The following is a 13,895-nucleotide window of genomic DNA, read 5'->3' on the forward strand; positions in this document are numbered from 1 at the left end:
ACTCGATCACCCTCGCGGGCATGGGCAATGCCGTACATCATGATCCGGGTGTCACCATCCAGGACCTTGCCGCCACAGGTGGTCTTGTCATGCAGACCGATGAAATGTCCTTCGTTCATTGATGTTCTTCCTCCTTGATGGAAGGCAGAAAGTCCTCGGCCATCGGCACAGCTGCACGCCCCACCAACAAACAACCGCCTTGTAAGGTGTTGATGACCTCGTCGCCATTGCAGAGACGGCTGCCGACCAGCGCCACATCGCTATTTTCTTGTCCCGCACCCGTGACGATCTGCGCCGTACCCCCATCGGCGTACACGACGTAATCGCCTTTCAGTGCCGCAGTTACTTTCTGACCGCTGTCCAATGTGAACGTCAGCGGCGCTGCTGCCTGTTGGATCACTCCGCCATCACGGGTTTGGCTGCCCTCGGTTGCCACACGGAAAATCGCGCGAGGGGGATGTGTTTCCGCGTAAACCTGCTGTTGACGGATGATCGCCATGACTTCGTCGTCAAATCCCGCAAGTTGCTCCTCGGTGAAAGACGAGTCGTCCAGTCGGCAGAGAAACTCAGGAGAAACTTCGTTGGTATACAAGGGGTGCACAGGTGCATTCATTTGCAACTTCCTTATCGTCATCGGATTGAGTGCCTTTCCTTCTCATCTCGGCAGAAGCGCTGAGCAGAGAGAATATTGGGCGACGACGAATAAGACGGTGGAACGCGTGCTGAACGCAATCCAATGGCATAGTCAAATGAACGAATAGGAATTTTCCTAACAACCAACAACCCATTTCCTACAGCGGTAGTTATAAAAGATAATTTTTCGCGCAGTTGAAGCGCACTGTGTGTGGTGTTTTTCACGAGCGAGCGTAGCCCGATGGGTAGACTAATAAACGACATCTTCCCAGACTGCGTGAGAACCCTGCTCACCTGCGCGGCGCTCAAAGAAATTTAAACACTCATATTTAATCGTTTCGGAGAGTTACTTCGTTAAAGCTACAACACCTTGCGGCGTTACCTACAGGTAAGACAGAATCCGCCGGCTTGTGCGTCTTTGACATGGGTTCTATCGTTTGCCGGTCGCTGAAAAAAACAGTGACCGGGTTTGGTAGACCCGTAGCATCGACGCATAGCGTCACCTTTTTGCTGTCCAATGTTTGGGCGGTATTTTTATGGTGGCCATGCGCAGGGCTCCTTCGGGAGCGCCGGTTCCGATGCCCGGTCTACCAACCTTCGTATGGTCGCCACCCTAATGAGATGGTCAGCCCAGTACGGGAGCCCCGGTAAGTTTAGATTTACCGGGGCTCCCGTACTGGGCTGACCATACATTCGTTTGGTAGCGAGGTGGTGATGGCTCCCTTTAAATAGCATCGGAGTTCCATCTATGTTCAAGGTCACACCTAATCCGCCAGACACCGATCCGGCTTCCCCGTACGAAACCCTCGATTCAAAAAGCCTTCACGAAGCCGCAGAGCGCGACATCGACTATCACCTGAAGCCAGAGGTCCCCATCATGGAGACTCCGCGCACACCCGGCACGATGTTCATCGTCAATCCCGAACTAGATACCGAAACCCTCCTGGCCCATGCTTGCGAGTCGCTGGCCTCGGCAAATGTCATGACCATGGATTTGGCGGACCATATGGATGGGCCCAGGCGCAACTCCCTACTAGGTATTGCGCAAGTCATCATGCTGGGCGAACTTGCGGTCAATCGCGCACTGGACCAACTTGACCCACCTTAATAGTCCCGGTAGCTGTGGCTCCGGCCGACTTTCAGGCACAACGCACCATTAGCGGACTAGTTTGTACCCCGCCAATGGTGCTTGGAGCTCTGACACCTATAGGTTGTGCCTCAAGCTGCTGGATAACGAAATTAATGCGAGAACGAAAATGAACCGTGACAGCTTTTCCGAACCCGTAGATGGCTTTGATGCGTTGGCTACTGAGCGTCTGAGTGATGCTGAACCCTGGTACCAACGTATAGGAGCGATGAAAGTTAAATTGGTGCTTCCCGAAGACTTCGACGCGCCCCTGCCTGATGACATACATGATGATTTCGAAGGCCCCCACAAATAAGATTTCTGTTCCACAAGCGGTTAACCAGCTCAGCGACCAGCGTTTCTGACAGATGTTTGTTCGGCTGGAAAAGCTGGCCGTCTGGCATGGCCTCTTCGTCAGACCGCCGCCCGGAGGCGGTGGATCAGGCACAAAAGCGAACGGCACCTTTCGGCGCCGTTCGCTTTTCAAACTCCAACCACTTTACTTACGCGCCGCCTCCCACGATTTCAGCAGTTCGTTGTAGCTCACGGTTTCGCCTTTCGGCTTCTCGTTCGCCAGTTTCGGCTTAGGTGCGCCCGGCTGGTCGAACCAGTATTGCGCGTCACGCTCGGGGTTCATTTTCGGGGCGCAGGTGGCTTGGGCCTTCGAGCGCTCCAGACGGGTCATGATCGCGTCCTGATCCTTGGCCAGCCCATCGAGTGCCTGCTGTGGGGTTTTCTCGCCGCTGGCGGCTTCAGCAATGTGGCTCCACCACAATTGCGCCAGGCGTGGATAGTCCGGCACGTTGGTCCCGGTCGGGGTCCATTGCACACGGGCCGGGCTGCGATAGAACTCCACCAGGCCACCGAGTTTCGGCGCAAGGTCGGTCATGGCTTGCGAGTTGATGTCCGACTCGCGGATCGGCGTCAGGCCGACGATGGTTTTCTTCAGCGACACGGTTTTCGAGGTCACGAACTGCGCGTAGAGCCAGGCCGCGAGTTTTTGCTTCTCAGGTGTGGACTTCATGAACGTCCAGGAGCCGGCATCCTGATAACCGAGTTTCATGCCCTCCTCCCAATACGGACCTTTCGGCGAAGGCGCCATGCGCCATTTCGGCGTGCCGTCGGCATTCATCACCGCCAGGCCCGGTTTGGTCATGTCGGCAGTGAACGCGGTGTACCAGAAGATCTGCTGGGCGATGTTGCCCTGGGAGGGCACGGGACCTGATTCGGAGAAGGTCATGCCCGCCGCTTCCGGTGGCGCGTACTTCTTCATCCAGTCCACGTATTTGGTGGTGGCGAACACCGCCGCCGGCCCGTTGGTGTCGCCGCCGCGGGTCACGCTGGAACCCACCGGATGGCAGTCCTCGACGCGGATGCCCCACTCGTCCACCGGCAAGCCGTTGGGGATGCCCTTGTCGCCGCCACCGGCCATGGAGAACCAGGCATCGGTGAAGCGCCAGCCCAGGGACGGGTCTTTCTTGCCGTAGTCCATGTGCCCGTAGACACGTTTGCCGTCGATTTCCTTGACGTCTTCGCTGAAGAATTTGGCGATGTCTTCATAGGCTGACCAGTTCACCGGCACGCCGAGCTCGTAGCCGTACTTTTCCTTGAACCTGGCTTTCAGCTCCGGACGCTCGAACCAGTCGGCGCGGAACCAGTAGAGGTTGGCGAACTGCTGGTCAGGCAGTTGATAGATCTTGCCGTCCGGCGCGGTGGTGAAAGAAATGCCGATGAAGTCCTTGATGTCCAGGGTCGGCGAGGTGAAGTCCTTGCCCTCGTTGGCCATCAGGTCGGTGATCGATTCGGTCTTGCCGTAGCGAAAGTGCGTGCCGATCAGGTCCGAGTCGTTGACCCAGCCGTCATAGATACTCTTGTCCGATTGCATCACGGTCTGCAGTTTTTCCACCACGTCGCCTTCCTGCAGCAAGTCGTGGGTCAGCTTGATCCCGGTGATTTCGGTGAAGGCCTTGGCCAGCACCTTGGACTCGTATTCGTGGGTGGCGATGGTTTCCGACACCACCTTGATGCTCATCCCGCGAAATGGCTCCGCCGCCTTGATGAACCACTTCAGCTCTTCCAGTTGTTGTTCGGCCGTGAGTGTGGACGGTTTGAATTCACTGCCGATCCATTTTTTCGCGGCATCTTCGTAGGCATCGGCCCAGGCCGAAGCGCTCAAACCGCTGAGTGCCAGCATGGCTGCCAATGAAATGCTATGTCGCAGCTTATTGTTTTTGTCGAACATAGAGACCTCCTGTTTAAGTTTCGGAGCAACATTGCCGAGCGATTCGACTAGCCCCAACGCATCACAGCCAACAGCCACACCAGGGACATCGCGAAGGCGACCCAGATGCTCCAGTCGGTGACGCCGATTACCAGCAAGTGCAGGTAGGCGCTGCCGAGAAGACCGATAAACAAGCGATCGCCACGGGTGGTGGCAATCGGCAGAAAACCACGCCGAAGGATGCTCGGCGAACGCAATTCCCAAGTGGTCATGACCACCAGGACCAGGGCAATCACGCTGAAGAATGCCGCCGTGGGGGTGGTCCAGCTCATCCATTCCATCATCAGTTCCTCATACCCGGCCCAGGGCAAAGCCCTTGGCCACGTGGTTGCGCACGAACCAGATCACCAGCATGCCCGGCAGGATGGTCAACACCCCCGCCGCCGCCAGCACGCCCCAGTCGATGCCGGATGCCGAGACCGTGCGGGTCATCACCGCGGCGATCGGTTTGGCGTTCACCGACGTGAGCGTTCGTGCCAGCAGCAGTTCGACCCAGGAAAACATGAAGCAGAAGAACGCCGTGACGCCAATGCCGGAGCCAATCAGCGGGATGAAAATCTTCACGAAGAACTTGGGAAAACTGTAGCCATCGATGTAGGCGGTTTCGTCGATTTCCTTGGGCACGCCGGACATGAAACCTTCGAGAATCCACACCGCCAAGGGCACGTTGAACAGGCAGTGAGCCAGGGCCACGGCGATGTGAGTGTCGAACAGGCCAATCGAGGAGTAGAGCTGGAAGAACGGCAACAGGAACACCGCCGGCGGCGCCATGCGGTTGGTCAGCAGCCAGAAGAACAGGTGCTTGTCGCCGAGGAATCGGTAACGCGAAAACGCATAGGCCGCCGGTAGCGCCACGGTCAGGGAAATGATCGTGTTCAGACTCACGTAGTACGCCGAGTTGATGTAGCCGGTGTACCAGCTCGGATCGGTGAAGATCACCTTGTAGTTGGCCAGGGTGAAATCCTGTGGGAAAAGCGTCAGGCCGCCGAGGATTTCGGTGTTGCTCTTGAAGGACATGTTCAGCAGCCAGTAGATCGGCACCAGCAGGAACAGGATGTAGATCAGCAGCGGAATAAGCTTTCTCTTGCTCATGGCCGGGCCTCAGCGGTTGGCGTCGGAATGAGTCATGGCGGTATAGAACAGCCAGGACACCAACAGGATGATCAGGAAGTACACCAGCGAGAATGCCGCTGCCGGCCCCAGGTCGAATTGCCCTACGGCCATCTGGGTCAAGGTCTGACTGAGGAAGGTCGTGGCATTGCCAGGACCACCGCCCGTGAGTACGAACGGTTCGGTGTAGATCATGAAACTGTCCATGAAGCGCAGCATCACCGCGATCAGCAGCACACTCTTGAGCTTGGGCAACTGGATATGCCGGAACACCGCCCAGGCCGAGGCACGGTCGATCCGCGCCGCCTGGTAATACACGTCGGGAATCGCCCGCAACCCGGAGAAGCACAGCAACGCCACCAGCGAAGTCCAGTGCCAGACGTCCATGATCAGCACCGTGACCCAGGCGTCCATGGTGTTCGCCGCATAGTTGTAGCTGATGCCCATGGCCTTGAGACTCGCCCCCAGCAGGCCGATATCGGCGCGGCCGAAGATCTGCCAGATGGTGCCGACCACGTTCCACGGGATGAGCAACGGGATCGCCAGCACGATCAGCACCACCGAAGACCAGCGGCCCTTGGTCGGCATGGTCAGGGCAATGGCGATGCCCAGTGGAATTTCGATCAGCAGCACACAGGCGGAATAGATGAACTGACGCAGCAAGGAGTCATGCAGCCTCGGGTCGAGCAGCACTTGCTTGTACCAGTCGGCACCGACGAAATAGCGGCTGGACTGGTCGAAAATATCCTGCACCGAATAGTTGACCACGGTCATCATCGGGACCACCGCACTGAACGCCACCAGCAGGAACACCGGCAGCACCAGCCACCAGGCCTTGTTGTTCTGCACCTTGTTCATGGCTGCACCTCAATGTTGGCTTGGGTTTCCAGGAGGAATTCGTCGGCGTAGACCATCAGCCACTGCGCCGGAAAGCTGATGTAGGCCGTGCCCTGGGGCACCGGTTTGTCTTCGGCCAGACGCACTTTCAGGGGGACGCCATCGAGGTCGAGGCTCATGATCTTGTAAGTGCCCAGGTCTTCGACGTGTACGACCTTTGCCCGCAGTGCGTCATCAAAGGCTTCGTCCCACACATGGACGAACTCCGGACGAATGCCGACCTTCAGGGTTTTCCACTCCGATTCGGCAATACGCTGCTGCATCGCCTCGGACAGCGGCAAGTGCGTCGAGGCGAAACCGACACCACCCGGTTGCGGCTGCACGTCGATCAGGTTCATCCCCGGACTGCCAATGAAGTAGCCGACAAAGGTGTGGCTCGGGCGCTCGAACAACTCCCGCGGCGTGCCGAATTGCACGATCTGCCCGCCGTACATCACCGCAATCTTGTCGGCGAAGGTCGAGGCCTCCAGCTGATCGTGGGTGACGTAGACCATGGTGATGTTGAACTGTTCGTGGATCTGCTTGAGCTTGCGTCGCAGCTTCCACTTCAGGTGCGGGTCGATCACCGTCAGCGGCTCGTCGAACAGGATCGCCGACACGTCATCGCGCACCAGCCCACGGCCCATGGAGACTTTCTGTTTTTCGTCGGCGGTGAGGTTGCGAGCTTTCTTGTACAGCAGTGCCTGGAGGTCGAGGACTTCAGCGATTTCCTGCACTTTGCTGTGAATTTTCGCTTCCACCATGCCTTGATTGCGCAACGGGAAGGCCAGGTTGTCGAACACCGTCATGGTGTCGTAGACCACCGGAAACTGGAAAACCTGGGCGATGTTGCGCTTCTCCGGGGTCAGGTCGTTGACCGCTTTGCCGTCGAACAGCACATGGCCCTGGGACGGGCTGAGCAACCCGGAAATGATGTTGAGCAAGGTTGACTTGCCGCAACCCGATGGTCCGAGCAAGGCGTAGGCACCACCCTGCTCCCAGATGTGATCCATTTCGCGGATCGCGTAGTCCTCAGGTCCCACCGGGGTCTTGGTGTAGCTGTGGGCGAGGTTCTGCAAACGGATTTCGGCCATCAGGCAACCCTCGTGACACGCCGGCCCGGCGCCTGGACCAGGCGCCCCTGCGTATCGAACACAAACAGTTTATGGGTCGGGATGTAGATGCGGATCGGCGCATCGACGTCGTATTCGTGGACACCCGGCAAGTGCAGCACCAGCAGGAAGTGCTCGTTGCGCACGTGCAGGAAGGTTTCCGAGCCGCTGATCTCGGCCACCTCGACGGTCACCGCCAGCTCAAGATCATCATCATTGCTCGGTACCAGCGAAATATGGCTGGGCCGCACGCCGAAGCGGAACTCGCCCTCGCCCACCGGGCGCAGATCGACGTTCAGGGGGAAGTGCACGAAATTGGCGAAACTCACTTCGTTGCCGGCAATGCGCCCCGGCATCAAATTGATCGGCGGCTCGGAGAACAGCTCGGCCGCCAGCACCGATTGCGGTTGGTGATAAACCGACGAGGACTGGCCGCTCTGGATCACCCGGCCTTCATGAAGAATGGTCGTGGTACCGCCCAGGGCCAGGGCTTCGTTGGGTTCGGTGGTGGCGTAAATGGCAATGGTGTGGCGCGCCTTGAACAGCTCGCGCATTTCCTGGCGCAGCTCTTCGCGCAACTTGTAATCGAGGTTGACCAGTGGCTCGTCGAACAGGATCAGCTCGGCGTCCTTGACCAGCGCCCGGGCCATGGCCGTACGCTGTTGTTGGCCGCCGGAGAGTTCGAGGGGATGGCGCTGGAGAAATTTCTCGATGCGCAGCATCTTCGCGGTTTCCAGCACCTTGCTCTGGATCAGCTCGCTGGACACACCGGCCTGGCGCAGCGGCGAGGCGATGTTCTCGAAGACGGTCATGGTCGGGTAATTGATGAACTGCTGATACACCATCGACACGTTGCGCAGGCGCACCGGGCGCTGGGTGACATCGACGCCGTTCATCAGGATGCGGCCGCTGTCGGGCTTGTCCAGACCGGCCATCAAGCGCATCAGGCTGGTTTTGCCGGACAAGGTGCGACCCAGCAAAACGTTGAAGGAACCGGGTTCAAAACTCAGGTTGGCATCGTCGATCCAGATCTGGCCCTCGACGGTGCGGCTGACGTGCTCCAGGGTGAGTGACATGGCTCGGCCTTTTTATTATTGGAGTCAAGCGACCGGAGCTCTAAAGCGACAAACATGCCAGAAATCACAAACTGTTGATTCAACTTGAAATTATTGAAAAACATAGTCAATCGACGTTCGTTGCTGAACACAAATGAACAATCGGAAATGAACAATTGAACAATTCACCCATTGACAGTGAACAATAGTGAACAACACTCTACGGACTGTTCACGCCCCCTGTAGGAGCGAGCTTGCTCGCGATGCACTTGAGAGCGCCGCGTTTATTCAGGCAGCCCTCTTCTCCGTTAACGTCCATCGCGAGCAAGCTCGCTCCTACAGGGACCGTGCGTAGTTGAAGTCACCATAAAAACAATAAAAGCTTGCCCAGAGATCGACTGCCATGGCCGCACCCGCATCGCCGTTGTCCCACGACGCCATCATCCAGGACTCCTGGTCCCGTTGCCGCGCGTTCGGCCTCAGTCATCAGAGCACGCCCGCATTCGACCAATTACCGGCCGCGGGCATCGCGCAGCTGCTGGAGAGCCAGCATTCACTGGTGCAAACCACCCACCAGGAAGTGCTGCCCTACTACGAAAACATCCTGAGCAATTCCAATTGCCTGATCATGCTCGCCGACCATCAGGGCCAGGTGCTCACGTCCTGGGGAACCCAGCGCTTTATCGAACCCAAACTGGCCCGGGGGTTCAGCGCCGGCGCCAGCTGGATGGAACGCTGCACCGGCACCAACGCCATTGGCACCGCCCTGGCCTGTGAACAAGCGGTGCACATCGAACACGACGAACATTTCCTCAAGGCCAACCGCTTCATGACCGGCTCCGCTGCGCCGATTTTCGATGCCGAGCGCAAGGTGATCGCGGTGCTGGACGTATCCAGTGACAGCTACCTGCCGCCCTCCCACACCCTGGGCATGGTCAAGATGATGAGCCAGACCGTGGAAAACCGGCTGATCCTCAACCTGTTCCATGGCCAGCATTTCCAGCTGACGTTCAATACCGGCCTGAACAACTTCGACAGTCAGTGGGCTGGCTTGCTGATCTTCGATGAAACCGGCCAGGTGCTGTCGGCCAATCGCAGGGCCGATAATCTGCTGGGCATCAGCCTGTCGCGGGTCAGTGTCGAGAGCCTGTTCAAGGTCTCGCTGCTGGAGCTGCTCAACCAGCCAGAAGGCCTGCCCTTCGCCCTGCAAACCTCTGGGCGCAACCGCTTCCAGTGCCTGTTGAAGCGGCCCAAACAGGCATCAATTCAACCTCGAGTGTTCACCGAGCCGGTTGTAGCTGCACCCGCGGCCATCAGCCTCAACACCTTGCATTTCGGCGACAGCCGCGTGGAAAAAGCCGTGCGTCAGGCCGAGCGCTTGCTGGAAAAAGACATTCCCTTGCTGATCCACGGCGAAACCGGGGTCGGCAAGGAAGTGTTCGTCAAAGCCCTGCATCAGGCCAGCTCGCGCAGCAAACAAGCGTTCATCGCCGTCAACTGTGCGGCGATTCCCGCCGAACTGGTGGAATCCGAGTTGTTCGGCTATGAGAAAGGCGCGTTCACCGGCGCCAACCAGAAAGGCAGCATTGGGCTGATCCGCAAGGCTGACAAAGGCACGCTGTTTCTCGACGAAATCGGTGACATGCCGCTGCCGACCCAGGCGCGACTGTTGCGGGTGTTGCAGGAGCGCTGCGTGCAACCGGTGGGCAGCAGCGAGTTGTTCCCGGTGGACTTGCGCATCATTTCAGCGACCAATCGCTCGTTGCGCGAACAGGTACAACTGGGGCGGTTTCGTGAAGACCTGTACTACCGCATCGGCGGCCTGACCCTGGAGCTGCCACCGTTAAGAGAGCGCAGCGATAAAGAGGCGCTGTTCAAACGCCTGTGGGAACAGCATCGCGAACCCAGCCAATGGGCTGGACTGAGCCGCGAGGTATTGGAGTTGTTCGACCGCCACCCGTGGCCGGGGAATTTGCGCCAGGTCAGCAGTGTGATGCAGGTGGCATTGGCAATGGCCGAGGAACAACCGGTGCGGCCGGAACATTTGCCGGATGATTTTTTTGTTGATCTGGAGATGGAGCCGGTGGAGACGCCCGAGCCACTGGTGGTCGACCTCAATGATGTCGAGGAATTGAACCGGCAGTTGCAGGCAGTTGGGGGGAATATTTCGTATCTGGCCCGACGGTTGGGGGTTAGTCGCAATACCCTGTACAAGCGGTTGCGTCAGTCGGAGGGTTAAAAGCCAGATCAAAAGATCGCAGCCTGCGGCAACTCCTACAGGGTGTATGCGATTCCAGTGTAGGAGCTGCCGCAGGCTGCGATCTTTTGATTATAAAAAAACAAAAACCCGCACATGGCGGGTTTTGTTTTACAGCGGATCAAGCAATCAGTCAGCCAATCGCCAGGTCGTCCCGCCCTTGCCGTCTTCCAGCACCACGCCCATGGCGGTGAGCTGGTCGCGGATGCGGTCGGATTCGGCCCAGTCCTTGCCGGCACGTGCCGCCAAGCGCGCAGCGATCAGCGCCTCGACTTCAGCGGCATCCACACGCCCTTCGGCGCCGGCCTGCAGGAAGTCATCGGCTTCGAGCTGCAACACACCCAGCACGCTGGCCAATTCCTTCAGGCGGGCTGCCAGACCGGCCGCTGCATCCAGATCGCTCTCGCGCAGGCGGTTGATCTCGCGGACCATCTCGAACAGCACCGCGCAGGCTTCCGGCGTGCCGAAGTCGTCGTTCATCACCTGGGTGAAGCGCTCGACGAAGGCTTCGCCGCCCGCCGGCGCCACGCTCGGCAGACCTTTCAACGCATGGTAGAAACGCTCCAGGGCGCCCTTGGCGTCCTTGAGGTTGTCTTCCGAGTAGTTGATGGCGCTGCGGTAGTGGCTCGACACCAGCAGGTAACGCACGACTTCCGGGTGGTACTTGTCGAGCACGTCGCGGATGGTGAAGAAGTTGTTCAAGGACTTGGACATCTTCTCGCCATTGATGCGGATCATGCCGCAATGCATCCACGCGTTGGCGTAGGTCTTGCCGGTGGCCGCTTCGCTCTGGGCGATTTCGTTTTCGTGGTGCGGGAACTCGAGGTCGCTGCCGCCGCCATGAATGTCGAAAGTATCGCCGAGGCAGCAGGTCGACATCACCGAGCACTCGATGTGCCAGCCCGGACGTCCGGCGCCCCATGGCGATTCCCAGCTCGGCTCGCCCGGCTTGGCGGCTTTCCACAATACGAAGTCCAGCGGGTCCTGTTTCGACTCGTCGACTTCGATCCGTGCGCCGATGCGCAGGTCTTCGATCTTCTTGCGCGACAGCTTGCCGTAGCCCATGAACTTGCCGACGCGGTAGTACACGTCGCCATTGCCCGGGGCATAGGCGTAGCCCTTGTCGATCAGGGTCTGGATCATCGTGTGCATGCCCGGGATATGATCGGTGGCACGCGGCTCCATGTCCGGCTTCTTGATGTTCAGGCGCGCTTCATCTTCGTGCATCGCCGCGATCATGCGCTCGGTCAGCGCTTCGAACGACTCGCCGTTCTCGCGGGCACGATTGATGATCTTGTCGTCGATGTCGGTGATGTTGCGCACGTAGGTCAGGTCGTAGCCGCTGAAGCGCAACCAGCGCGTCACCAGGTCGAACGCGACCATGCTGCGGCCGTGGCCCAGGTGGCAGTAGTCGTACACGGTCATGCCGCACACGTACATGCGCACCTTGTTGCCATCGAGCGGCTTGAAGACTTCTTTGCTCTTGGTGAGCGTGTTGTAGATCGTAAGCACGTTTAATCCTTGAATCACTGGCCCCACGAATCACGCAAGGTCACGGTACGGTTGAATACCGGCTGACCTGGTTTCGAGTCCTTGATATCCGCGACGAAGTAACCTTCGCGCTCGAACTGGAAACGGTCTTCCGGCTGTGCATTGCCCAGCGAGGGTTCAGCACGACAACCAGTGAGAACTTGCAGCGAGTCAGGGTTGATGTTGTCCAGGAAACTGGCACTGTCTTCGGCTTTTTCCGGGTTCGCAGAACGGAACAGACGATCGTACAGACGCACTTCGCATTCGACGCTGGCCGCAGCCGGCACCCAGTGCACCACGCCTTTGACCTTGCGACCTTCAGGGTTCTTGCCCAGGGTGTCCGGATCGTACGAGCAGCGCAGTTCGACGATATTGCCGTCGGCGTCCTTGATCGCTTCGTCGGCACGGATCACGTAGCTGCCGCGCAGACGCACTTCGCCGTTCGGCTCCAGGCGCTTGTAGCCTTTTGGCGGCTCTTCCATGAAGTCTTCACGGTCGATATAGATCTCACGGGCGAATGGCAGAACGCGCATGCCCATGTCTTCTTTCGGATGGCACGGCAGTTCGAGGTTCTCGACCTGGCCTTCCGGGTAGTTGGTGATCACGACTTTCAGCGGACGCAACACGCACATGGCACGCGGGGCGCTATGGTCGAGGTCGTCGCGGATGCTGAATTCGAGCATGCCGAAGTCGACCACGCCGTCGGAACGGTTGGTGCCGATCATTTCGCAGAAGTTGCGGATCGATTTCGGCGTGTAGCCACGGCGGCGGAAGCCCGACAGCGTGGACATGCGCGGGTCGTCCCAGCCATTGACGTGACCTTCGTCCACAAGCTGCTTGAGCTTGCGCTTGCTGGTGATGGTGTAGTTCAGGTTCAGGCGGCTGAACTCGTACTGGCGCGGGTGCGCCGGCACTGGCAGGTTATCGAGGAACCAGTCGTACAGCGGGCGATGGCTTTCGAACTCCAGGGTGCAGATCGAGTGGGTAATGCCTTCGATGGCGTCCGACTGACCGTGGGTGAAGTCGTAGTTCGGGTAAATGCACCACTTGTCACCGGTCTGGTGGTGATGGGCATGCCGGATGCGGTACATGATCGGATCGCGCAGGTTCATGTTCGGCGAAGCCATGTCGATCTTGGCCCGCAGCACGCGTGCGCCGTCCTTGAACTCGCCGGCCTTCATGCGGGCAAACAGGTCGAGGTTTTCTTCAACCGAGCGGTCGCGGAACGGACTGTTCTTGCCCGGCTCGGTCAGGCTGCCACGGTATTCCTTGGCTTGTTCAGGGGTCAGGTCGTCAACATAGGCCTTGCCGGCCTTGATCAGCTCTACCGCCCAGTCGTGCAGCTGGTCGAAATATTGCGAGGCGTAGCGCACTTCACCGGACCACTCGAAGCCCAGCCATTTGACGTCGCTTTCGATCGCGTCGATGTATTCCTGGTCTTCCTTGGCCGGGTTGGTGTCGTCGAAACGCAGGTGCGTGACGCCGCCGAACTCCTGGGCCAGGCCGAAGTTCACACAGATCGACTTGGCGTGACCGATGTGCAGGTAGCCGTTGGGTTCAGGCGGGAAACGGGTGACGATTTGCGTGTGCTTGCCCGAGTCCAGGTCTGCCTGGATGATCGGCCGCAGGAAGTTGACCGGCACGGCAGGGCCGGTCTTGGCATTCGAGGTAGGGTCGACAGTGGGCTTGCTCATAGGATCCTTGAACGTACAAGTGCGTGGCCGTAATGAAGGCCGGACAAAACAAAGCCGCTATCATAGCCGATGCCGTCAAGTACCTGACAGAGCGAGCTCTGTAAACCGTCGCATTTAATAGGCCGCAAATGAAAAAACAGCCTCGAAATTCGCGTCTGGCAGGCTAAACTGCGCACCTTGGCCAAAACAGGCTGAACCGGTGGCGGGACATGAGGTTCCAA

Annotated in this window: 12 protein-coding genes; 3 read left to right on the forward strand and 9 right to left on the reverse strand. The window is 58.7% G+C overall.

The window, feature by feature from the left end; translation table 11 throughout:
• Positions 1 to 115: 115 nt before the first annotated feature.
• On the reverse strand, positions 116 to 613 hold the full coding sequence (locus C8K63_RS24710) for a hypothetical protein (protein ID WP_108219060.1): 498 nt from the start codon (positions 611 to 613) through the stop codon (positions 116 to 118).
• Between the two features lie 768 nt (positions 614 to 1,381).
• Here C8K63_RS24710 and C8K63_RS24715 point away from each other — a divergent pair.
• A complete protein-coding gene (locus tag C8K63_RS24715) occupies positions 1,382 to 1,741 on the forward strand; it encodes a DUF6124 family protein (RefSeq protein WP_108219061.1) in 360 nt (119 codons plus the stop codon).
• 148 nt (positions 1,742 to 1,889) lie between these two features.
• Complete coding sequence (locus C8K63_RS24720; RefSeq protein ID WP_108219062.1) at positions 1,890 to 2,075, forward strand: hypothetical protein; 186 nt, start codon at positions 1,890 to 1,892, stop codon at positions 2,073 to 2,075.
• Between the two features lie 183 nt (positions 2,076 to 2,258).
• Here the strand turns inward: C8K63_RS24720 and C8K63_RS24725 are convergent, their stop codons facing one another.
• From C8K63_RS24725 to C8K63_RS24750, 6 genes are read right to left on the reverse strand one after another with little or no spacing between them, the layout of a single operon-like run.
• Positions 2,259 to 4,001, reverse strand: a complete 1,743-nt coding sequence (locus tag C8K63_RS24725; RefSeq protein ID WP_108219063.1) for an ABC transporter substrate-binding protein — start codon at positions 3,999 to 4,001, stop codon at positions 2,259 to 2,261.
• 47 nt (positions 4,002 to 4,048) lie between these two features.
• Positions 4,049 to 4,321 carry a DUF2160 domain-containing protein gene (locus tag C8K63_RS24730; protein WP_108219175.1) on the reverse strand — a complete coding sequence of 91 codons (273 nt, stop codon included), beginning with the start codon at positions 4,319 to 4,321 and terminating at the stop codon, positions 4,049 to 4,051.
• A 10-nt stretch (positions 4,322 to 4,331) separates the two neighbouring features.
• Positions 4,332 to 5,132, reverse strand: coding sequence for a carbohydrate ABC transporter permease (locus C8K63_RS24735; protein ID WP_108219064.1), 801 nt, complete (start codon positions 5,130 to 5,132; stop codon positions 4,332 to 4,334).
• A gap of 9 nt (positions 5,133 to 5,141) precedes the next feature.
• Complete coding sequence (locus C8K63_RS24740; protein WP_108219065.1) at positions 5,142 to 6,008, reverse strand: carbohydrate ABC transporter permease; 867 nt, start codon at positions 6,006 to 6,008, stop codon at positions 5,142 to 5,144.
• Entirely contained in the window at positions 6,005 to 7,120 is a 1,116-nt protein-coding gene (locus C8K63_RS24745) for an ABC transporter ATP-binding protein (RefSeq protein ID WP_108219066.1), read from the reverse strand. Before C8K63_RS24745 ends, C8K63_RS24740 begins: the two co-directional genes overlap by 4 nt.
• On the reverse strand, positions 7,120 to 8,214 hold the full coding sequence (locus C8K63_RS24750) for an ABC transporter ATP-binding protein (protein WP_108219067.1): 1,095 nt from the start codon (positions 8,212 to 8,214) through the stop codon (positions 7,120 to 7,122). The genes C8K63_RS24745 and C8K63_RS24750 overlap by 1 nt, the downstream gene beginning before the upstream one ends.
• Positions 8,215 to 8,596: 382 nt before the next feature.
• Here C8K63_RS24750 and C8K63_RS24755 point away from each other — a divergent pair, with 382 nt between their 5' ends.
• Positions 8,597 to 10,432: a sigma-54-dependent Fis family transcriptional regulator gene (locus C8K63_RS24755; protein ID WP_108219068.1), complete on the forward strand. Its 1,836-nt coding sequence runs from the start codon at positions 8,597 to 8,599 to the stop codon at positions 10,430 to 10,432.
• Between the two features lie 147 nt (positions 10,433 to 10,579).
• Here the strand turns inward: C8K63_RS24755 and cysS are convergent, their stop codons facing one another.
• Together cysS and C8K63_RS24765 are read right to left on the reverse strand one after the other, a co-directional pair.
• On the reverse strand, positions 10,580 to 11,962 hold the full coding sequence (cysS, locus tag C8K63_RS24760; protein ID WP_108219069.1) for a cysteine--tRNA ligase: 1,383 nt from the start codon (positions 11,960 to 11,962) through the stop codon (positions 10,580 to 10,582).
• A gap of 14 nt (positions 11,963 to 11,976) precedes the next feature.
• On the reverse strand, positions 11,977 to 13,674 hold the full coding sequence (locus C8K63_RS24765; protein ID WP_108219070.1) for a glutamine--tRNA ligase/YqeY domain fusion protein: 1,698 nt from the start codon (positions 13,672 to 13,674) through the stop codon (positions 11,977 to 11,979).
• Between the last annotated feature and the right edge of the window lie 221 nt (positions 13,675 to 13,895).

Source organism: Pseudomonas sp. GV085 (assembly GCF_003050925.1).
Taxonomy (GTDB): domain Bacteria; phylum Pseudomonadota; class Gammaproteobacteria; order Pseudomonadales; family Pseudomonadaceae; genus Aquipseudomonas.